Below are 20424 nucleotides of genomic sequence, written 5' to 3' on the forward strand. Positions count from 1 at the left end.
CACGACATGAAGATCGATCGCACCGTGGAGACCTCCGCACCGACCGCCCAGGTGTTCGACTTCCTGGCCGACTTCACCAACACCGAGGAGTGGGATCCGGGCACCGTGCGCACCGACCGGATCTCCGGCGACGGCGGGGTCGGGACGGCGTACGCGAACACCTCTCGCTTCCTCGGGCGCAACACCGATCTCACCTACGTGGTGGAGGTCTACGAACCCGGGAAGCGCGTCACGCTACGAGGCGAGAACAAGACGGTCGTGGCACATGACACGATGACCTTCGTCCCGACAGCCACGGGCGGAACCTCTGTGCGTTACGTGGCCGAGTTCGAGCTGAAAGGCATGGCCAGGATGGTGGCCCCACTGCTGACCCCCGCATTCACCCGCCTGGGTGACTCCGCCTCCGAGCAGATGCGCGCGACCCTGGACCGACTGGGCCGGTAGCCGCGCAGATGTACACCATCAAGCACGCGGCACAGCGGGTCGGCATCACCACCGCGACGCTTCGTGCCTGGGAGCGCCGGTACGGCGTGATCGCTCCCCACCGGTCCGAGAGCGGCTACCGCCTCTACGGCGACCACGACGTCGCCGTGCTGCGCTCGATGAAGCAGCTCGTGGACCAGGGATGGTCGGCCGCCCTGGCCGCGGCCGAGGCGATCCGGCTCGATCGCGCGCAGCCCGCTCACGAGATCGCGGCGGCGCCGGGCGACGGGGCCAGCTCCTCTTCCGACCTCGTAGAGCGACTCACGACCGCCGCGTCGGCACTCGACACCACCGACCTGGCTGCGACCCTGGACCAGGTGTTCGCCCTCGGTGGCTTCGAGACGGTGATGACCGACCACGTCTTCCCGGCTCTGGAGGAGCTCGGGGACGCCTGGGCCGACGGCCGGGTCAGCATCGCCGGCGAACACCTGGCGTCGAACGCGGTGATGCGCCGCCTCGCCCTCGCGTACGAGGCGGCGGCCGCCCACGGCCACGGGCCCCGCATCGCCCTCGGGACGGCATCCAACGCCCGCCACGAGATCGGTCTCTTCGCCTTCGCCGTCGCCGCCCGACGGCACGGGATGGACACCGACTACCTGGGTGCCGACCTGCCGGTCGAGGATTGGCTCGGCGTGGTCGACGATCCCGACCTTGCCGCCGCGGTGCTCGTGATCCCCACCACCGCCGACATCATCGCCACCGCGGCGGTGATCACCGCCCTGCACGACCACCGCCCCGATCTCGTCGTGGCCGTCGGCGGAGCCCAGCAGAGCCACGCTCCCGAACCCGCCGTACGCCTGGGTCATGACATCGTGGCCGGCGCGAAGACCCTCGCGGCCCTGATCTCGCAGACGCAGCGCTGACTGGACATCACACCTGGTCGGGCAGGGTGGCGCGGAGCACGCGCAGCGTGTTGCCGCCCATGATCGCCGCCACCTCGGTCTCGTCATAGCCCCGGTCGATGAGCTCCTGGGTGATGGCGGCGAGGTCACCGGCGTCCCAGCCGACGGTGGTGGCGCCGTCGTAGTCGCTGCCGAGTGCCGCCGTCTCGATGCCTCCGACCTCGACGACATGGTCGATGGCGTCGACAACGGCCTCGACGGTCAGGTCGCACACTGCGGCGTCCCAGTAGCCGACACCGACGACGCCGCCGGTCGCGGCGACCCCGCGTACCTCCTCGTCGGTCAGGTTGCGGTTGACGTCGCAGGTCGCCTGGACGCCGCCGTGGCTGAGCACCACCGGCTTGGTGGCCATCGCGAGCATCTCGGCGACCGCTGCGTGACTGGCGTGTGCGATGTCGACGACGATGCCGCGGCGCTCCATCTCGGCGAACACGCGGCGGCCGAGATCGGTGAGGCCGCCCTTCTCGACCCCATGCATGGAGCCCGCCACCTCGTTGTCGAAGAAGTGCGTGAACCCGGCCATCCGCATGCCGGCGTCGTAGAGCGTGTCGAGGTTGTCGAAGTCTCCCTCGAGGTTCTGGAGGCCCTCGACCGAGAAGAGCGCACCGGTGACCTGCTTCCCTGCCTCACGGTCGGCGATCAGGCCGTCGAGGTCCGCACGGGAGCGGATCAGTCGCAGCTTGCCGTCGGAGTCCGCCGCCGCCTTGTCGAGCTTCTGGGCGTGGTAGAGAGAGCGGTCGAGCAGCGACGTCCAGGTACGGGGCGGCTGGAGCTGGGCGAAGGTCAACAGCGTGATGTTGTCGCTGTCCCCGGTGTTGCTGTCGTAGTTCTGCCCCTGCGGCGACTTCGAGACCGACGAGAACACCTGCAGCGCGACGTTGCCGTCCTCCATCCGATGCAGGTCCAGGTGGCCCCGGTCCGAGTGCTCCAGGACGTCGCGGTCCCACATCAGAGTGTCGCTGTGCATGTCGATGACCTGCAGGGAGTCGTGCAGCTGTCGTGTCTCGGGCGTCACCTCCGGCAGGCTGGCCGGGCGGATCTTGTTCTGGGCGTTCTCCACGATCCCGGGGGCCAGCACGAAGAAGCCGCCACCTCCGACGACAAGAAGGGTGAGTACGGCCAGCAGCACACGCTTCGTCCAGCGTCGGATCATGTTTCTCGGGGTCCTCTCGGGCAGGCTCGGAACGGCCGAGCTCACGGCGGGGACGAGTATCGCGGCGGGTACGCCGACGACGGGTGAATTGGACCGAATCGCTCGCCTGCCGGGGCGATCGGACAGGATGTGACCATGGCGACGCTGGATGAGGACGACATTTCGCTCATCCACGCACTCCAGATCAGGCCGCGCGCGTCCTGGACCGACCTCGCCGCCGCGCTCGGCACCTCACCGACGACCCTGAGCCGCCGCTGGGAGAGGCTGCGCGCCGACGGCAGCGCCTGGGTCATGGGCCATCCGCGGCCCCGGGGAATCGACGGGACGAACCTCGCCATCGCCGAGATCTCCTGCGTCGGCGGTCGGTCCGGTGCCCTCGCCCAGGAGCTGGCCGCGTGGCCGACGATCATCACCATCGAGGAGGCGGCCCGCGACTACGGGCTGATCGTGACGGCCGTCGGCCTCGACGCCGGCGACATGCCGAAGCTGCTGCTCGACGACCTGTCCGCCCTGCCGGGGGTCCTGGGCGTACGCGCCCACCATGTCGCCCGGCTGCATGTCGACGCGAGCAACTGGCGCATCGGCGGGCTCGATCACGACCACGCCCGGGCGGTGGCCCGGATCCCGGACCAGCGCGACACAGGTGGCGCCGCGTCTGCTCCGATCAACCCCTGGACCGAGCCGTACGCCGCCCTCACCCAGGCGCTGATCCGGAACGGTCGCAGCACCGCGGCCGACATCGCCCGCCAGACCGGCCGGCCGTTGTCGACGACCCGCCGCCAGCTCGGCCAGCTGCTCGCCTCCGACGCGCTCACCTTCCGCTGCGAGGTCGCCCAGGGCCTGACCCCGCTGCCCATCGTCGTCCAGACCTGGTGCCGGGTGCCGGTCGGCGACGTCGCCGGGTGCGTCACGCGCCTACGGGCCACGCCCGGCGTACGACAGGTCGTCGGCCTGCCCGGGCCGACGAACCTGCTGATCAGCACCTGGACGCGCTCGGTCGAGAGCGCGATGCTTCTCCACGAGCATCTCCAGCGCGACCTCGCACCGCTCGAGGTGGTCGAGTCCGCGATCGTCCTGCGCCAGATCAAGCGCCTCGGCTGGAGGCTCGACGATGTCGGCCGCTCCACCGGCACGCTGGTGCCCTACCCGGCGAGCACCGACCGTACGTCACACGGCGAGGAGCCGTCTCGTCTCCAGGGGTGAACCCACAGATCAGGAGTCAGACATGCACATCGCCCTTTGGATCACCGCCGGCCTGCTCGCCCTCGTCGCCCTGGCGGGCGGCCTCACCAAGACCTTCGTGCCGCTGGAGACGCTGTCCCAGCACGACGGCGCCGCCTGGACCCGCGGCACCAGCCCCACCTTCGTCCGGACCCTCGGCGTACTCGAGATCCTGGCTGCGATCGGGCTCGTCCTTCCCGCCGTGCTCGGCATCGCGCCCGTCATGGTGCCCGTCACCGCCGCCTGCTGGGTCGCCCTGATGATCGGCGCGATGATCACCCACGGCCGTCTCGGCCAGGCCAAGCTGGTCGCGGTCAACGTGGTCTACCTCGTCCTGGCCCTCTTCATCGTCGTCGGCCGCTTCGGCACCACGCCGTTCGCTGCCTGACCAGCTCGTCGAGTCGACTCCACCGCTGGTCGAGCCGCGAGCGCCAGCGAGCGTGTCGAGACCAACACGGTGGCTTTGCTGGTTGGGGGTGCCGAGAGCTCTCCCTGCCGGGACGTTTCGCTCGAGGGTTGGGTGGGCCGCCGACCCGTTTTCGAGGGTGTTCTCGACGAACCCCGGAGTCAAGGACGGCCTTCGGCCGCCGGCTTCGCCGGCCGCTTCGCGGTCCTTGACACCGGGGCCCGTCGAGAAAATATTTGGCTGGTTATCGGGGCGGCGGCCCGGGTGTGGCGCAGCGCAATCTTGCTCGGGACGGGAGAGGTTATGGGGTGGAAGGGGTGGCCCTTCGGGCCACTTACCATCCACAGATGCTAGGCCGTTCGCTCGCCGCGAAAATGGTCTCTGATCAGCGAAAATAGGTGGTCAGACAGGAGTGCGAAGGGTAGAATCAGACCCATCACAGCACACCTCCGAGGGAGAGGGCAGCGATGAGTCTCGGGCGTCCGATCGACCACTGGGGAACCAACCCCGGCGATGCGATCGACGCTGCCCTGGCCGCCATCGAAACCGCCCTCCACAACCTCCTGTCGACCGATCCCGCCTACTGGCGCACCGGACAGAAGAAGGACCTCCTCGAGCGGCTGGAGAAACTCCAAGCCCAACAAGCGGCACTGAAACTGCGAGTGCTCGCCACGGCCGGTGACATCGCCGAGGAGACCGGCGCGAAAGACGCCTCCGGGTGGATGCGGACCGAACTCCTGGTCGACAAGGCTGTGGCTCGCTCGCAGGTGAAGCTCGCGGCCGCGGTGACCAAGTACGACCTCGTGGCCGACGGCCTGGCCGAGGGTGTGGTGTCCCAGGACAAAGCACGAGTGATCACCCAGGCCCTCGACAAGATCGAGGCCGACCCGGTCGCCAGTGCCGAGGACCTGGTCCTCGCGGAGAAGCTTCTGGTTGACTACGCCACCCGTCTGACCGCCCACGAGCTCCGCATCGTCGGACGACGGATCCTGGCCGAGATCGACCCGGCCCGGTTCGACGACGCCGAAGCCCAAGCCCTGTTGGCTGAGGAGGAACGGGCTCAGCGGAAGACCGCGCTGCGGGTGTGGGACAACCACGACGGCACAGTCGGGTTCGACGGGGTGCTGCCGACTTCGGTGGGGATGCGGTTCAAGCGGCTGGTCGAGGCCTGGGCCCAGCCCCGCAAGCAACAGTTCGTTGCCAAGGGTGCGTCCTTGCCGCCGTGGGAACGGCTGATGGGACAGGGCTTCGCCCGGCTGCTTGAGACCGTCGACCCGGCCGCCCTGCCCCGTCACGGTGGCGACGCCACCGTGGTCAACGTGGTGATCAGCCTCGAGGAACTCCGCAAGGACTTCGGGATCGCCACCCTGGGCTATGACGAGACCAACGGCACCACCATCTCGGCGGCCGAGGCCCGCAAGTTGGCGTGCACCGCCACCATCATCCCCTGGGTCCTGGGCGGTGACAGTGAGGTCCTCGACGCCGGCCGGGGCAGCAGGTTCTTCCAACCGATCCAACGCAAAGCGATGCGGCTCCAGCACAAGTGCTGCCAAGCCGAAGGCTGCGACATGCCACCGGAATGGTGCGACGCCCACCACCTCGACCCGTGGGGCGCCGGTGGGAGGACAGACCTGAAGGACGGGGCGTTGTTGTGCCCGCATCATCACCGCCTCGCCCACAATGCGGCGTACGTTCATGAGCGACTACCCGACGGCACCATCCGATTCACCCGCCGCCCCTGACCGGGCAGGCGAGGAATCACACCACCGGGCCCTGCCCTCGGCCCGACGACTCCAACCGCCGACCGGTTTCAGCTCTTGCCGAAGCCGCCCGTTCTGGTGCCCGACGAGTGTTCCGGTCGGCTGTCTCGACTCCACGCGCGCCGTCTCCCCACTCGTAGGGACGCTTCCCCACTCCAGTGAAGGTTCCCCACGCTCCGGAGACTGGGGAACCTCCATGCCCGTGGGGAACTCTCCGAATCAGTGGGGAACTGATCACCCGCCTTGTCCGAACCCGCCCGCCAGAGCCGACGGCAACCTTGTGAACGATTCACAAGATCACGCCCACTGCCGTAGGCACCCACGAGGCACCGGGACTCCCGCGCATGGCCAGCCCACGGCCCCAAGCCCGCACCCAACTGAATCCGCTGCGCCAAACTCTCGCCGCCGACCCGATACAGGCCAAATCTTTCTCGATCGCGCACCGGGTCAAGGATCGCCGCAGGCGACCGGCGAAGCCGGCGGGCGAAGCCCGTCCTTGACGCGGTACGCGATCGAGAAACAATCGAACCAAGGGTCGGCGGCGAACCCCAGAAACGAAACCACGGCCACCTCCAGCGCGGTGAACCAAGACCAAACCAAGACCGACGAAGCTCGATCACGGCGCGAGACCACGCAGACCCGGTGTGACTGTCGTCATACCGAAGGCGCATCACGTCAGTCCGAAACGGGCTTGGACGCGTGTTCGGAGCCGTTCCTAGGCTGCCAATCCAGCGGCCTCCCTCCAGGGAGGACATTCGCGAGAGGCAATGGCATGGGCATGGAGTTCGATCGTCGTTCACTCTTCAAGGTCGGCGCGACGGTGGCCGGTGGCGGGGCACTGGCAGCGAGCGGAGCGGGGATCCAGCAGGCAGCGCACGCCTCGGTCCCGGAGCGGCGGCTCGAGCGCAACGGGGTCGCGGTCGGGTTCGTCATCGGCGACGCGAAGGTCGTCGACCAGGGCACCCAGGCGGTCGTCGAGGTGCCGGTGCTGGCAGAGGGCGGCCCCCGGCTGGCGGTGACCCAGCGCGTACGTCCCAGCGCAGCCGAACAGATCGCGGCCGGTCTCGCGCCGGGCGCGCTCGTCGACTTCGTGGTCAAGCGCGGCGAGGTCGTGGTCGACGACGACCAGACCCAGCCGTTCCACACGGTGCTGACGAAGTCGACCAGGCCCGTCTTCTCGACGCAGAAGTACGGCCCGGAGCTGGCGCCTCGCGACGGCAGCCCGGGGGCGATGGTCGCCGCCGGTTGGGTCTACGCCAAGAGCGGCCGCACGATCACGATCGGCGACGGACGGAAGGTGACCGAGGACATCGGCGGCCGCCCGCTCCCCAAGCCGAGCAAGCGCTACGAGGAGACCTACCGGGTCGCGGCCGATGTCGAGGTCTACCGCGTCGACACGGCCAACTGGGCCATCTCGAGGTCCTCGACGTTCGCCGCGGTGCCGGTGACGAAGGACTACGCCTACAGCACGACCGAACGCCAGGCCGCGTTCGTCGTCTTCGACCGCGACTTCCGCGACGCCGACGACGCCCGGGTGCGCCAGATCTTCTACTTCACGCCGCAGGACGTCTCCGACGGCAAGCCGGTGTGGGACGTACCCACACAGAGTGACCTGCTCACCGACAAGGGCGTCGACCCGGTCTCGGGGCAGCGCTACGTCGACATCGTCGCGACGGGCGTCACCGCTGCGCCCTACACCCGCAGCACCGAACCCTTCGAGATCGTGCCCGACACCTTCTACTTCGTCGGCGACAACGAGGTCTCCTGCTACCTGTTCAAAACCGACATGGGCACCCGGAGCGCGCGCGACAACCGGCTCGTCCTGCTCGACACCGGTTGGCCCAACAGCGGCTACCAGTACTGGAAGAACATCGAAGCCATGGGCTTCGACCCGCGCGATATCGACGACATCATCATGGCCCACGGCCATGGCGACCACTACGGCTCCACGGTTGAGCTGGTGACGATGATCGAGAACGCCGGAGGCAGCGTCCGGCTCCACTCCCCGCGCGAGGACATCGTCGGACTCGGCCAGGACGCCGTCGGCAACACCTGGAACCTCCCACCGGCGCTGCCCGCGAGCGAGACCCTGATCCGGGAGCGCAGCGACTTCCTCGTCTACGACGAGTGGATGGACTTCGGCAACGTACGCCTGATGCCGATGTGGTCGCCCGGGCACACTCCCGGGTCGGCCTCGTTCGTGTTCGAGGTCGAGAACCCTCGCGACGGCAAGCGCCTGACGTTCGGCTACATGGGCGGCTACGGCTGGAGCTCCAAGACGGTGACCCCGACGAACGGCTGGCAGCGGCTCGGATTCCCCTACAACCTCGCCTGGCTCCAGCAGCGGGTCGCGCCCGACTACGTCACCGGCCAGCACGCCAACCAGTTCCCGCTCGTCGAGATCTACCAGGCCCTCAAGGCCTACAACAACGACCCGGCCAACAGCGACCGCCAGCTCACGATGCTCGACGCGATGGTCCCCGGTGAGTGGGTGAACTACCTCGAGAAGAGGTACGCCACCGCCACCAACGCCATCGCCGACACCCAGCCCGGCTACCAGAGCATCGAGACCTACGGTCCGTTCAAGCCCGGCCGCGAGAACGGCGCCCAGGACGTACGCGTCCGGCTGGTCGACGGCGGCCAGGTGCAGCACGGCTACGACCGCGCACTCAACCGCAACCCGCTGATCCCACTCCTGGCCGACGGCATCAACATCAAGATCGACAGCTTCGTGCACGACCCCGACGGCTGGTATGTCCAGTTCGAACTCGACGTCCTCGACTCCTACGGTGGCTTCCTCCCCGGCGTCGGCCCCGTCGAGTCGATCCGGCCCGAGGTCACCGAGATCCTGCGTACGCAGCGCCTCGGCAGCCGCGCGGAGGCCGAGGCCGTGCGTGCCACGGTCAGCGCCGGTGGCACCTACCGGGTCGACCTGACCCCGGCCAGCGCCATCGTCGTCCCCACCGACGGCACCCCCGTCTTCGACGCCGACTGACGACCCTGTCAATGGTCGCCTGATTCGAGGCGCTCGGTCTCGACCCGGAGCGCCTCGATCACACCGGTGACCCAGCGTCCGATGGCGGCCAGCTCCTGCTGGTCGAAGCCCTGGTTCATCTCCTCGATCCGTCGAGAGAGTCCGGCCGCCGTCGGGCGTGAGGTCTGGTGGAAGTGGGGCGTGGTGTGGATCCGGAACGACCGGCGATCACGCGAGCTGCGTTCACGGCGTACGTAGTCGGAGGCGACCAGCTTGTCGATGATCTTGGTGACGGCCGCATTGCTCAGGCCGGTCGCGGCCGAGAGCTCGCCGGGGGTGATGCCGTCGGGATGGCGGGCCACGAGATCGAGCATCTTGTGCTCGCTGTTGCCGACTCCCAGCCGGCGGGCGATGGCCTCGTGGAACATCACCACATGGAGGCTCAGCTCGGAACCGAGCCGGTCGCCCTCCTCGGACACGCGACCTCCTCCCGTCCTCACCTAATTTGTTTCACCTTAGTGAAATAACAGGCTAGTCTCCGGCCATGAAGATCGAGCTGTCGCCACCCCGGGCAACCACTGATTCCCCGACCTTTGCGGGCGCCCTCCTTCGCTGTTACGTCGCGACACTGCTCGTCGGAGCCCCGCTCGCCGCACTGCTGCTGACCCCAGGGCTCATGCGGAGCCGGGTCGCCCTGGTTCCGGGGATCACCTCGTTCGGCATCACCGCGTTTCTGGTGCTGTCGTTCCTGCTGATCGCGGTGGCACCGCGCATCTCGGCCCGGGTCGCGCCCGGCGGCGCATGGCGACCGGGGCTCGTCCGCAAGGTCGGGCCCGCGCTCCGTCGCGAGCTGCCTCGCCAGTGGTGGAGTCGCGCCGGCGAGGCCCTGCTGATCTTCGTCGCGTCTCAGCTGACCGGCGGCTTCATCGCCTGGATGATGCCCTACATCTGGGCCGACCCGGCCTCCCCCGACGACCAGGTGATCTGGGTGCTCCACTACCCCAACTACGCGACCCAGGCCGTCTCGATGTACCTCGTCATCTGCCTGGCGGCGGCCTGGTTCGGCACCCGGCTGCGCCAACTGGCCCTCGGCATCGACTTCGTCGACCACGGCCAGCCGGTGTCGTAGCGGGATCAGCGTCCGAGCACGGCGCGGAGGCGGCCCACCTGGGCGGTGCGCTCGGCGAGGCGCTGCTCGTCGAGACTCCGGCTCGACGCAGCCGCCAAGAGCTCGTGCGTACGCCGCACCGCGGTCGCATCATGGGCGACGAGCGACCCGACCAGGTCGGTGAGGGCCGAGTCCAGCTCAGCGGCCGGCAAGACGCTCTGCGCGAGCCCGATCAACTCGGCCTCGGCAGCGCCCACCCTGCGCGCGGTGGCACAGATCTCGAGCGCTCGCGCATAGCCCACGGCGTCGACCAGGGGCTTGGTGCCGGCGAGGTCGGGAACCAGCCCCAGCTCAGGCTCCTTCATGCAGACCCAGGCGTCGTCTGCCATGATCCGCAGGTCGCACGCCAGTGCCATCTGGAAACCGGCTCCGATCGCGTACCCCTCGACGACCGCGATCGAGATGAACCTCGGGTCCGCCAGCGCCGCGAACGGCCGCTGATACTCGCCGATCAGGTCGATGACCTCCTGGTCGCTCCGCGCCAGCGTCGCGACCAGGCTCCCGGCCACCTCGGTCTGCCCCGGGTCGACCAGCGACAGGTCAAGCCCCGCGGAGAACGTCCCACCGGCCCCTCGTACCACCACGACCCGCACCTCAGCCGGAAGCGACTCGAGGAACCCCGCGATCGCCGCCCACATCGCCGGATGCTGGGCGTTGCGTACGTCAGGACGGTCCAGCAGCACGGTCGCCACCACACCGTCGATGCTCAGATCCACACCTGGTTCGTTCATGTTCATGGCTCCATCCTGACCCCTGGGACGGCCCGGCCGATCATCCCAGCACGGCCGCAGGCCCGGCGCGATGCGCCGGGCCTGCGGTGGTAGTGCTCGCGGCACGCTGCCGGGCCAGCGGATCCCTAGGAGCGGGCCGCCTCGATCTGGGCGGTCACGTCGTAGGGGAACTCCGAGGTGATGCCGATCTTGTCGTACTCCATCTTCGAGGCGTCGAACCCGTCGTTCCAGTTGCCGTTGGTGACCTCGTTGCACTGGTAGGACTGGTAGGACTGGTCGGTGGTCTCACCGACCTCGATGTTGGCGAAGGAGAACCCGCAGCCGCCGGCGTCCATGTGGATGCCGCGCGTGCCGGAGTCGGGCATCTCCCCGACCGGGTCCGTCAGTACATCACCGATCACCATCTGCTCCACCTTGTTCTTGATGGGGTGCGGATCCTGGTTGGCCACGCCGTACGTGTAGAACGCGCCCATGTCACCCGAGTCCAGGCCGGCGTTCTGGATCTCGATGTAGCGGAACGTGTTGTTGTCGGTGTACTGCTCGCCGTCGACGACCTCCGGACGCGACTCCAGGCTGATGCCGTACCGCGCGGAGTGGTTGACGAAGACGTTCTCGACCAGGTTGTTCCCGGTGTCCATCAGCTCGATCCCGGAAGCGTCGCCGGGCACCAGCTCGCCGATGTGGTCGATGAACACGTTGGAGATCGTGTGTCCGTGGCTCAGGTCGCCCTCGCCGGGCCAGCCACCCTCGATCTTGATCGCGTCCGCGCCGATGTTCTCGAACAGGCTGTTGGTGACCTTCAGCCCCTCGTTGGCGAACAGGGCGTAGACACCCATGAACCCGGTGTCGGAGACATGCAGGTTGGTCAGCGTGATGTCCTTGGTGTTCTCCAGCGTGATCGCACCGAAGCGGTTGCGCGGCATCTCGATCTGCCGGTCGTACTCGGGGTACTTGTGGGGCTCGCCCGAGTCGCCCGCCGAGATCCACCCCGCGCGGTACCAGTCGACGAAGTCGCTGTGCTGCAGCCCGATCCCGTCGAAGGTGATGTCGCGTGCCCGCCGCTCCGGCGTCGCACCCTTCACATCGATCAGCTTCTTCACCGTCGGCGCCATGATCCGCACCTTGCTGATGTCGCCCTTCGGCTTGTAGTAGATCTCGTTGTTGGCGTAGTCGAAGTAGTACTCACCCGCCTGGTCGAGGAACGGGAGAGCGTTCTGGATGAAGTAGCGCGAGCCGCCACCGCTGTTGACCAGCGCGTAGCGGGTCCAGTACTTCAGCGTGGTGAAGCCCTTGCGGTAGTCGGCCCCACCGAGCGGCACGGTGTCGGTGAACCAGCTCCAGGAGCCACCGGACCACACGGTCACCTGGGCGTTGGCCAACGGGTTGCTGGTCGGGGTGTCGTCCCACGCCGGGTCCCAGTCACCTTCCTCCCAATACAGCCACTGCCGCACGGCCTCCTTCTCGGGCTCGCCGAGCTTGGAGAAGAGGTACGGCCCGTGGGAGTCCTCCGACCCGCGGTTGGGATAGCGGGCGACCTCTGCCCGCGCACCGTCCTCGAACAGCGTGTAGAACCGCTGCCCCGGCTCGACCTTCGTCTTGTAGATCCCGTCGCGGAACGGCTCCCACCCGGTCAGCTCCTTCGCACCGGTCAGGACCGCCTTACCCGGTCCGTCCACCGACCGGTAGACCACGTCGTGGCCGTTGCTGCCGCTGTCACGGTCGTCGAGCTCGAGCGTGGAGTCCACCTGGTACTCACCGGCCCGGACGTTGACCGTGACGTCGCAACCCATATGGGCATTGAGCTTCTTGTCGCGGATCTCGTCGCGGGCACGCTCCAGGGTCGCGAACGGGGCACTCTCCGACCCGGCGGCCTCGTCGCTGCCGTCGGGCGAGACCCAGAGGGCCTTGCACTTTCCTCCCGCCGCGTCGGCGGTCTGCGTGGTGACCGCGAACCCGGTGACCGCTACGACGGCCGCCGCGGCCAGCGCGCCCAGGCGGCGCGTCATTGGTTGCTGCATGGTCCGTTCCCTTCTCTATGGGGGCGGAGCGCCCGGCGAGAGGCAGAAGGACCACCCAGGGGTGGCCGTGCGGCCTCCGAGACGAGCTCCGTGTGACATGCGCCACGCACCTAGCGTGATGTCATACATATGACGTGTCAAGACCTGCCTGGATGATGAGATGCCCGGATGCGTCCACGCCGCACGGTCGGATCAGCGTCGCGGCGACGTACGATGTCCTACACTTCCGCTTATGCCGCAACCGCTTTCCCGGACCACCACGGTCCTCTCCCAGCCGCGCGACCGGCAGCCGATGCTCGGCGTGGTCGTCGTCGACGAGCTCGTCGACGCGATCGTCTCCGGGCGCCTGGCTCCGGGTGACGCGCTGCCGCCCGAAGGACCGCTCAGCGAGCAGTTCGGCGTGAGCCGCACCGTCGTACGCGAGTCCGTGAAGCGCATCGAGGAGAAGGGTCTCGTCACGATCGCGCGCGGGCGCGGCACCGAGGTGCGCCCGATGACGGCGTGGAACACGATGGACCGAGTGGTCCTCTCCGCCTTGATCAAGCACGACGAGACGCTGGGCATTCTCGACGAGCTCAGCGTCGTCCGTGCCCAGCTCGAGTCGGTGATGGCGGCAGAGGCCGCCCAGCGGCGGTCGAACGAGCAGGTCGCCGAGCTCGACCGGGCGATGCAGCGGATGCGGGAGAGCACGGCCGACGAGGATGTCTTCCGCGCCGCCGACGTCGCCTTCCACGAGACCGTCATGGAGCTCTCCCGCAACCGGCTCGCCGGCAACATCGCTCGTACGCTCATGGACCACGCGCTGGAGAGCTCTCGCTACCACGGCGTCGACACACCCGACGCGTTCGCCCTGACCCTGCGTGAGCACGAGGCCGTGCTCGCCGCCATCTCCGAGGGCGACCCTGTGCGGGCGCAGGACGCGATGAACAACCACATCCTCGAGGCGTGGCGCCGCCGCAGGCTGCCGCTGCCCGACGCCAACCGCAAGGACTGAGCCCGGGTGTGGGCGGCCACCCGGCCGCCCACACCTCACCCCTTGACCGCCCCGGCGGCCATCCCGCTCATCACCCAGCGCTGGGTGAGCACGAAGATCACCAGGATGGGCAGCACGGCCAGCAGGAGCGTGGGGAACACCTGGGTGTAGTCGGCGGAGTACTCCCCCACGGACGCGTAGACGCCCGTGGTGACCGTGTAGAGACCCGAGCCGGGACCCAGGATGAGCTGCGGGCTGGCGAAGTCGTTCCACACGCTCAACGTGTTCAGGATGAACACGGTCGCCAGGATCGGCTTCATCAGCGGCAGGATGATCGTCCACAGCGTCCGGTACGGACCGGCGCCGTCGATCGCCGCCGCCTCGTCGAGCGAGGCGGGCAGCATCCGGATGAACCCGGTGAAGACGAAGATCGTGAACGGCACCGTCGCCGAGGCCATGAAGAGCACCAGCCCGGGGAACGTCGACATCAGCCCGAGCGCCCGGAGCACGAAGATCACCGGCACCAGGATCACCTGGGTCGGGATGAACATGCCCGAGATGAAGAACAGCAGCGCCGCACCGAACACCGGCCGCGGCGAGCGCGCGATGACGTACGCCGCGGGCGCGCACACGCCGATGGAGACGATGTTGACGCAGATGACCAGCCCGATCGTCACGGCGTAGCCGAACGCGATGTCGAAGTCCGGGTTGTTCCAGGCAGCGACGAGGTGCTCGAGCGTGAACTGGCCGGGCGCGAGCGAGAACGGCCTGCTGATGATGTCGCGCTGGTCCTTGAACGCGTTGACGACCAGGAGATACATCGGGACCAGCATCACCACGCAGAGTGCTGTGACCATGGCGTACCAGAACGGCGTACGCCGCTCGCCGGTCGAGCCCCGTCGGCCCGCCAGTGCTTGCAGCGCGCTCATGCCTGAGCCCCCTGGTCGTGGCGGCGGCGCAGCGCGAGCACGCCGAAGGCGAGGATCGCGGCCACGAGGATGAGAACCACAGCCTCGGCCGAGGCCAGTCCCACCTGCCGCTTGGGGAACTCCACGGCGAGGATCTGGTAGGCGAAGGTCTTCGTGGATCCCGCCGGTCCGCCGCCGGTCAGGGAGACGACGACGTCGTAGGTCTTGAGCAGCGAGATCATCGAGGTGATCAGGGCCACCGTCACCGAGGGCGCAAGCGCCGGCCAGGTGACGTGGCGGAAGGTCTGCCAGCGGTTGGCACCGTCCATGCGCGCGGCCTCCAAGAGCTCGGCGGGCACTGCCTGGAGCCCGGCGAGATAGATGAGCAGCTGGACGCCGAACTGCGCCCAGGCGATGACGAGGATCAGGGTGGCAAGCGCCCAGGTCTCGTCGCTGAGGAACGGGAGCGGGCTGCTGCCCAGGTTCTCCAGCACCGAGTTGACCGCTCCCTGCGGCCCCAGGATCGCCGACCAGAGGAAGCCGACGACGATCAGGCTGAGCACGTGCGGGTAGAACATGACCACCCGGGCGAACGCGGTGAAGCGGGTGGTGCGCCACAACAGCAGAGCCAGGCCCAGCGCCGCGGCGTTGACCACCATCGAGCCCGCGACCGCGACGATCGCGGTCACCGTCATGGAGCCCCGGACGTCGGCGGACTCGAAGATCCTGACGTAGTTGTCGAAGCCGACGATCTCCGGGGTCTGCGTCGGGAAGCCGTTGTAGTCGGTGAAGCTGTAGTAGACGGCGTACCCGACGGGCACGACGAGGAGCCCGACGAAGACCACCAACGCGGGTAGCACCATCGAGGCCTCCACCCACCGCGACGTGCGCGGACGGGAACCGGACGACCGGCCGATCGCCCGGCGAGGCCGGACCCCTCCCTCCCGCGGCAGGTCCACTGCCGCGGGAGGGCTGTCGGTGTTGCTGACGCTCATGAGAGCCATCATCGTTCTCCTCGTCGTGGCCCCGAGGGGTCAGCCATTCTGCTCGGCCCAGTCGTCGAGCGCCTTCGCGGCGTCCTCGGGGCTGGTTCCGGTGTAGAGGCTCTGCACGATCTCGGTGAACTTGTCGTTGAGGCCGACGACGGGCAGGCGGATGTCGCCCGCGCCCTCGCCCACCGCCACCAGCTCAGGGGCCTCGTCGATGATCGCCTGGATCTCGGTCGCGACCGGGGACTGCTCGACGGAGGCACCGGCACGGAACACGCCGTCGGCGGTCAGCTGGCTCTCGATCGCGGCCTGGTCGGTCACCAGATACTCGACGAGCTGGAGGGCTTCGTCGGAGCGCTCGCTGCCGGCGTAGACCATGTAGGGGCTCGCCATGGTGGCGCCCTGCGGGCCGGGGTAGGCCATGCCCTCGTCCACCGGCGGGGAGAAGACGCCCACCTCGAACGGAAGCTCGCCCGCGTTGTCCAGGCTGGCGACGAGCCAGCTCCCGAGCGGGTACATCCCGACCTTGCCGTCCATGAAGTTGGCGTCGGCCGTGGTCGGGTCGAGGCCGACATCGGTCTTCTTGATGTAGCCGTCGCCCAGCCAGGTGGCGTAGTGCTCGAACATCGGCTCGAAGGCGTCGCCGAGGGTCAGCTTCCCGTCGGCGACGGTCGACTGCCACTCGGGCTGCTCGGTGTTGAGGGTGGGGTGCCACAACTGCTGGAGCTGGAGACCGGTCTGCCACTGGCCCGCGGTCTGCAGCGGGGTGTAGCCGGCGTCGGCGAGCTTGCCGAGCGCAGCGTCGAACTCGTCCCAGGTCTGCGGCGCGGCCTTGATGCCGGCCTTCTCGAACGCCGTCTTGTTGTAGTAGACGAGCGACTGAGCCTGGGAGCCGACACCGGCGACGAGCCGCTTGCCGTCGATGGCGTACGTGTCGACCATCGGGGTGTCCTCGACCCAGCTCTCGTCGGAGAGGTCGAGCACCTCGGGAGCGATCTGGTCGTCCGGGAAGATCGACTGCACCACGTCGGGGGCGGTGCCCGCGGCGAGCTGAGAGCTGAAGGTCTCGCTCACGTTGGTGCCGGTCGGCCCCTCGATCTTGACGTCGATGCCGGTCTCGTCCTCGAAGGGCTTCACCAGGTCGTTCCAGAAGTCCTTGGTGAGGTTGTCGGTCAGGTTGACCAGCACCCGCACCTGCTTGCTGTCGTCGCTGGCCGCGCCGTTGCCTCCACAGGCCGCGGTCGCGATCAGGGGGAAGAGAACCGCCGCGACAGCACCCGCCCTCCACATGCGTCGTGTCTCCACAGGAGTCTCCGTTTCGTCGTCCGTCGATCTCTCCGACGGAGGTTGTTCGTGGGGATCCTGGCGATGCGAGCTGTCGACCACCAGGATTAGGAAAGCGCTATCCCGGGCACTAACGTGACGAAGATAACACATATGATGTTTAAATGGGCAAGCCCGTTCCAGACATTTTTGAAACGGTCCAACCAGCCTCGACCACCGAGAGGAGCCGCCTCGTGCGTGCCGCCTTCGCCATGACTCCCGACCTTCAGCATCGGTTCTTCGATGCCACCCTGCTGGCCGAGCTGGGCGAGCTCGTGGACATCGATGCCGACGCCGTGCTGACGTCCTACGACGACCCAGGTGCCGCCGAGGTGGAGGTGCTCATCACGGCCTGGGGCACGCCGACCATCGACGCGTCGGCTCTCGCCCGGATGCCACGGCTGCGCGCCGTCGTCCATGCCGCCGGCTCGGTGAAGTACTTCCTCTCCCCCGAAGCCTGGGAGCGTGACCTCCGGGTCACCTGCGGCGTCGAGCCCAACGCCCGCCCGGTGGCCGAGTACGCCCTGGCCGCCGTGCTGTGGGCGACGAAGTCCGTCCTGCCGCTGACCGAGCGGTTCCGCGCCGAGCGGGTGGCTCCCGACCTCACCGTCGACGACACCATCGACGGTGCGTACGGCACGACCGTCGGCGTGCTGGGCGCCTCGGCCACTGGACGGGCGCTGCTCGAGCTGCTCGCCCCGTTCGACCTCACCGTCCTGGTCAGCGACCCGACGATCGACGCGGCCAGGGCCGCCGAGATGGGTGCGGAACTCGTCGGCCTCGACGATCTCTTCGCACGCTCTCGTATCGTCTCGCTGCACGCGCCGCTGCTGCCGCAGACCCGGCACCTCGTCGACGCCCGCCTGCTCGGGCTGATGGGCGACGGCACGACCCTGATCAACACCGCACGGGGTGGCGTCGTCGACCACGACGCGCTCCGCGCCGAGCTCGTGTCGGGGCGCCTGCGGGCCGTCCTGGACGTCACCGAGCCGGAGCCGCTCCCCGCCGATGATCCGATGTGGAGCCTGCCCAACGTCACCCTGACCCCGCACGTCGCCGGCTCGCAGGGCAGTGAGCTACGCCGCCTCGGCCGCGCCGCCGTCGACGAGGTGCGCGCCCTGGTCGACGGCCGACCGCCGCTGCACCCGGTCGACCCCGCCACCCTGGCCACCAGCGCATGACCGCCATCCCGAAACCGGAGACCCACGTGACCACCCCCACCCCTGCGCCCGACCTCGCCCACCTCACCCGCTGGTTCCTGACCTGGGTCACCGACGAAGGGGCGATCAACGGCTTCCACAACCACAGCGTGTGGGGCACGAACCCCGCGACCTTCCTCGACTGGACCAGCGGCCACGCCGCCTTCTCCGCGCCGGCTCTCGGCGCCGTCGCACAGCTCCTCGCCGCACGGCACGATGACCGGGCCGCCGAGGTGTGGCGGCGGATGATGCGCTTCCAGAGCAGCGCGCTGCAGGACGACGACCAGTACAAGCACGTCGGCTTCCAGGTCGGGGAGTCGGCCACGACCGGCCTGATCCACAACGCCACCGGCAGCATCGGCCTGCTCCTCGGGCTCAAGCACGCCCGGCACCTGCTCGACGACGCCGAGGTCGACCGCATCGTCGACGTGGTGCGCCGCAACCTGGTCGCCCTCCACTCCTTCGGCGGCGGCCGCCCGGCCGAGGACGGCACCTGCAACCAGGAGTACGCCCGGGTGTGGGTCAAGCTGCTGCTCTCGGAGGTGACCGGCGACGACAGCGGCCTGGCCGAGATCGGCGAGGACCTCGACGTCCTCATCGCCCGCCACCACGAGCCCGGAGTCCCGGACGCCGACTCCTCGGGCACCTGGCGCCAGGCCGAGGATCGGGTCGCCGGCGGGATCCTCGAGCCGGCGGAGTACTACGGCCTGATGATCATGCCGCTGCTGCTCGGCCACCTGCGCCTGGGCGAGCAGCGCTACCTCGACGAGGCGGTCCGGCTGTGCCGCCATGTCGCCCGCTCCGCATGGACCGACGCGGACGGCCAGACCCGCTTCCACCGTTACTGGTACGTCGCACCCAGCACGACGCTGAAGAGCGACACCCCCATGCTGATCGCGGGCATGGGACTGTCGCTGCACGGCATCCGCGAGGTGTGCCGGGTGCGCCCCGATGCCGAGCTCGAGGAGTTCATGGCGCGCTGCCGGGCGACGTACGCGCACTATCAGGCGCCGGCCGGCTACTTCGCCTCGGCGACCCACTGGGGCACCGAGGCCGACGTCGCCCCGAGCACCGCGTGGCACGCCCACGACCTGGTCTTCCTCGCCGACGACGTCGAGGACCCGGGCCCGGACTTCTGGACGACGGTGCTCACGCCCGACGAGCGCCAGTCGGTCCTGATGACCAACCGGGCCGTGTGGGCCGAGCACGGCGTGCACTGGTGCATCCGCAGTCCGCTGACCGCAGGCGACCTCCACCTCTACGGCCGCAAGGACCGGGCGGTGTTCGGGCGCGACTTCTTCGCGTGGACCGACAAGGAGCCGCTCGACGACGAGCTGCGCTACCCCGAGGCGCCACTCTTCCTCGAGACCAACGACGGCATGCGTCGCGTGGACACCTCCGATCGCCCCACGGACGTCTCCACGCTCGGCACGACCTATCAGGGAGAGCTCTGACCATGACCCTGCTGCGCCCCGGACTGTGCTCGGTCACAGCCCGTCATCTCCCGACGGGCGAGGTGCTCGAGGCCACCGCGGAGGCCAGCCTGGCCTGCATCGAGTGGGGTGCGGACGTGCACGCCCCGCCTGCCGGCGACCTGCGCCGCCTGGCCGACGCGACCGCCGTCGCCGGGCTGGCCGTCGCCTCGTACGGCACCTACTGGCGAGCCACGCCGGACGACGACGGGGGCGCACTGATCGGCGCGGCCCAGGCACTGGGGTGCACACGCCTACGCATCTGGGCGGGCACCACCGGATCGGCCGAGGCCTCCCCCGCCGATCGCGCCGAGGTCGTACGCCGCGTACGGCGGCTGGCCGACAAGGCCGCCGGTCACGGCCTCGAGCTCGCCTTCGAGCACCACGACCTGACCCTGGCGGACACCGTCGAGTCCACCCTCGACCTCCTCGCCGAGGTGGACCGGCCCAACGTCGGCACCTACTGGCAGCCACGGGTGGGCGAGCCGGCAGAAGTGGCGCTGGCCGGGCTCGCCCGGCTGCTCCCGCACGTACGCGCGGTGCACGCGTTCTCCTGGTGGCCACGTCACGAGCGCCTGCCGTTGGCGGCCCGCGCCGACCTGTGGCCGCCAGCCCTGGAGATGCTCGCGGCCACCGGGCGGCAGACGGACGTGCTGCTGGAGTTCCTGCCCGACGACGACATGTCGCTGCTGCCGAGCGAGTCCGGTCGCCTGCGCGAGTGGATCGCGCAGGCGACCTGACCGC

General features: G+C 68.9%; 18 protein-coding genes. 11 read left to right on the plus strand and 7 right to left on the minus strand.

The genetic code is table 11. The features are described from left to right. The first annotated feature begins 6 nt into the window (after positions 1-6). Together ABT304_RS18300 and ABT304_RS18305 are read left to right on the plus strand one after the other, a co-directional pair. A complete protein-coding gene (locus tag ABT304_RS18300; RefSeq protein WP_350717287.1) occupies positions 7-444 on the plus strand; it encodes an SRPBCC family protein in 438 nt (145 codons plus the stop codon). Between the two features lie 8 nt (positions 445-452). Then, positions 453-1346, plus strand: a complete 894-nt coding sequence (locus tag ABT304_RS18305; RefSeq protein ID WP_350717288.1) for a MerR family transcriptional regulator — start codon at positions 453-455, stop codon at positions 1344-1346. Between the two features lie 7 nt (positions 1347-1353). Here the strand turns inward: ABT304_RS18305 and ABT304_RS18310 are convergent, their stop codons facing one another. Beyond that, positions 1354-2538 (minus strand): dipeptidase, encoded by a 1185-nt coding sequence (locus ABT304_RS18310; RefSeq protein WP_350717289.1) that lies wholly within the window; start codon positions 2536-2538, stop codon positions 1354-1356. Between the two features lie 135 nt (positions 2539-2673). Here ABT304_RS18310 and ABT304_RS18315 point away from each other — a divergent pair, with 135 nt between their 5' ends. The 4 genes from ABT304_RS18315 (at position 2674) to ABT304_RS18330 (ending at position 8920) form a co-directional block, all read left to right on the plus strand. Beyond that, positions 2674-3741: an Lrp/AsnC family transcriptional regulator gene (locus tag ABT304_RS18315; protein ID WP_350717290.1), complete on the plus strand. Its 1068-nt coding sequence runs from the start codon at positions 2674-2676 to the stop codon at positions 3739-3741. 22 nt (positions 3742-3763) lie between these two features. Then, the gene (locus tag ABT304_RS18320; RefSeq protein ID WP_350717292.1) at positions 3764-4147 is read left to right on the plus strand and encodes a DoxX family protein; all 384 of its coding nucleotides are present in this window, start codon (positions 3764-3766) and stop codon (positions 4145-4147) included. A gap of 485 nt (positions 4148-4632) precedes the next feature. Continuing rightward, positions 4633-5907: an HNH endonuclease signature motif containing protein gene (locus tag ABT304_RS18325; protein WP_350717294.1), complete on the plus strand. Its 1275-nt coding sequence runs from the start codon at positions 4633-4635 to the stop codon at positions 5905-5907. Between the two features lie 790 nt (positions 5908-6697). Next, the gene (locus tag ABT304_RS18330) at positions 6698-8920 is read left to right on the plus strand and encodes an MBL fold metallo-hydrolase (RefSeq protein ID WP_350717296.1); all 2223 of its coding nucleotides are present in this window, start codon (positions 6698-6700) and stop codon (positions 8918-8920) included. Between the two features lie 8 nt (positions 8921-8928). Here the strand turns inward: ABT304_RS18330 and ABT304_RS18335 are convergent, their stop codons facing one another. Next, on the minus strand, positions 8929-9378 hold the full coding sequence (locus tag ABT304_RS18335) for a MarR family winged helix-turn-helix transcriptional regulator (RefSeq protein ID WP_350717298.1): 450 nt from the start codon (positions 9376-9378) through the stop codon (positions 8929-8931). Between the two features lie 65 nt (positions 9379-9443). On the opposite strand from ABT304_RS18335, the gene ABT304_RS18340 reads away from it, so the two are divergent. Continuing rightward, positions 9444-10028, plus strand: a complete 585-nt coding sequence (locus ABT304_RS18340; protein WP_350717300.1) for a hypothetical protein — start codon at positions 9444-9446, stop codon at positions 10026-10028. A 5-nt stretch (positions 10029-10033) separates the two neighbouring features. On the opposite strand, the gene ABT304_RS18345 is transcribed toward ABT304_RS18340, so the two are convergent. Then, entirely contained in the window at positions 10034-10804 is a 771-nt protein-coding gene (locus tag ABT304_RS18345) for an enoyl-CoA hydratase/isomerase family protein (RefSeq protein ID WP_350717302.1), read from the minus strand. A 119-nt stretch (positions 10805-10923) separates the two neighbouring features. Next, the gene (locus tag ABT304_RS18350; RefSeq protein ID WP_350717304.1) at positions 10924-12816 is read right to left on the minus strand and encodes a right-handed parallel beta-helix repeat-containing protein; all 1893 of its coding nucleotides are present in this window, start codon (positions 12814-12816) and stop codon (positions 10924-10926) included. 232 nt (positions 12817-13048) lie between these two features. On the opposite strand from ABT304_RS18350, the gene ABT304_RS18355 reads away from it, so the two are divergent. Then, on the plus strand, positions 13049-13810 hold the full coding sequence (locus ABT304_RS18355; protein WP_350717305.1) for a FadR/GntR family transcriptional regulator: 762 nt from the start codon (positions 13049-13051) through the stop codon (positions 13808-13810). Between the two features lie 35 nt (positions 13811-13845). On the opposite strand, the gene ABT304_RS18360 is transcribed toward ABT304_RS18355, so the two are convergent. From ABT304_RS18360 to ABT304_RS18370, 3 genes are read right to left on the minus strand one after another with little or no spacing between them, the layout of a single operon-like run. Continuing rightward, the gene (locus ABT304_RS18360; RefSeq protein WP_350717307.1) at positions 13846-14718 is read right to left on the minus strand and encodes a carbohydrate ABC transporter permease; all 873 of its coding nucleotides are present in this window, start codon (positions 14716-14718) and stop codon (positions 13846-13848) included. Further along, positions 14715-15701, minus strand: coding sequence for a carbohydrate ABC transporter permease (locus ABT304_RS18365; RefSeq protein ID WP_350717309.1), 987 nt, complete (start codon positions 15699-15701; stop codon positions 14715-14717). Before ABT304_RS18365 ends, ABT304_RS18360 begins: the two co-directional genes overlap by 4 nt. 30 nt (positions 15702-15731) lie before the next feature. Continuing rightward, complete coding sequence (locus ABT304_RS18370; protein WP_350717311.1) at positions 15732-16991, minus strand: ABC transporter substrate-binding protein; 1260 nt, start codon at positions 16989-16991, stop codon at positions 15732-15734. Positions 16992-17203: 212 nt separating this feature from the next. Here ABT304_RS18370 and ABT304_RS18375 point away from each other — a divergent pair, with 212 nt between their 5' ends. From ABT304_RS18375 to ABT304_RS18385, 3 genes are read left to right on the plus strand one after another with little or no spacing between them, the layout of a single operon-like run. Continuing rightward, positions 17204-18190 (plus strand): hydroxyacid dehydrogenase, encoded by a 987-nt coding sequence (locus ABT304_RS18375; protein WP_350717313.1) that lies wholly within the window; start codon positions 17204-17206, stop codon positions 18188-18190. Next, on the plus strand, positions 18187-19662 hold the full coding sequence (locus ABT304_RS18380; RefSeq protein WP_350717315.1) for a hypothetical protein: 1476 nt from the start codon (positions 18187-18189) through the stop codon (positions 19660-19662). The genes ABT304_RS18375 and ABT304_RS18380 overlap by 4 nt, the downstream gene beginning before the upstream one ends. Before the next feature lie 2 nt (positions 19663-19664). Continuing rightward, entirely contained in the window at positions 19665-20420 is a 756-nt protein-coding gene (locus ABT304_RS18385; RefSeq protein ID WP_350717316.1) for a sugar phosphate isomerase/epimerase family protein, read from the plus strand. Positions 20421-20424 lie beyond the last annotated feature (4 nt).

It is taken from the genome of Nocardioides sp. NPDC000445 (assembly GCF_040300245.1).
Classification (GTDB): domain Bacteria; phylum Actinomycetota; class Actinomycetes; order Propionibacteriales; family Nocardioidaceae; genus Nocardioides.

Excerpts from the sequence above, each read along its gene's own strand:
- ABT304_RS18330 (WP_350717296.1), top strand. The coding sequence starts at position 6,698 with ATGGGCATGGAGTTCGATCGTCGTTCACTCTTCAAGGTCGGCGCGACG.
- ABT304_RS18340 (WP_350717300.1), top strand. The coding sequence starts at position 9,444 with ATGAAGATCGAGCTGTCGCCACCCCGGGCAACCACTGATTCCCCGACC.
- ABT304_RS18365 (WP_350717309.1), bottom strand. The coding sequence starts at position 15,701 with ATGGCTCTCATGAGCGTCAGCAACACCGACAGCCCTCCCGCGGCAGTG.
- ABT304_RS18325 (WP_350717294.1), top strand. The coding sequence starts at position 4,633 with ATGAGTCTCGGGCGTCCGATCGACCACTGGGGAACCAACCCCGGCGAT.
- ABT304_RS18380 (WP_350717315.1), top strand. The coding sequence starts at position 18,187 with ATGACCGCCATCCCGAAACCGGAGACCCACGTGACCACCCCCACCCCT.
- ABT304_RS18360 (WP_350717307.1), bottom strand. The coding sequence starts at position 14,718 with ATGAGCGCGCTGCAAGCACTGGCGGGCCGACGGGGCTCGACCGGCGAG.
- ABT304_RS18385 (WP_350717316.1), top strand. The coding sequence starts at position 19,665 with ATGACCCTGCTGCGCCCCGGACTGTGCTCGGTCACAGCCCGTCATCTC.
- ABT304_RS18300 (WP_350717287.1), top strand. The coding sequence starts at position 7 with ATGAAGATCGATCGCACCGTGGAGACCTCCGCACCGACCGCCCAGGTG.
- ABT304_RS18355 (WP_350717305.1), top strand. The coding sequence starts at position 13,049 with ATGCCGCAACCGCTTTCCCGGACCACCACGGTCCTCTCCCAGCCGCGC.
- ABT304_RS18310 (WP_350717289.1), bottom strand. The coding sequence starts at position 2,538 with ATGATCCGACGCTGGACGAAGCGTGTGCTGCTGGCCGTACTCACCCTT.
- ABT304_RS18320 (WP_350717292.1), top strand. The coding sequence starts at position 3,764 with ATGCACATCGCCCTTTGGATCACCGCCGGCCTGCTCGCCCTCGTCGCC.
- ABT304_RS18345 (WP_350717302.1), bottom strand. The coding sequence starts at position 10,804 with ATGAACATGAACGAACCAGGTGTGGATCTGAGCATCGACGGTGTGGTG.
- ABT304_RS18315 (WP_350717290.1), top strand. The coding sequence starts at position 2,674 with ATGGCGACGCTGGATGAGGACGACATTTCGCTCATCCACGCACTCCAG.
- ABT304_RS18305 (WP_350717288.1), top strand. The coding sequence starts at position 453 with ATGTACACCATCAAGCACGCGGCACAGCGGGTCGGCATCACCACCGCG.
- ABT304_RS18350 (WP_350717304.1), bottom strand. The coding sequence starts at position 12,816 with ATGCAGCAACCAATGACGCGCCGCCTGGGCGCGCTGGCCGCGGCGGCC.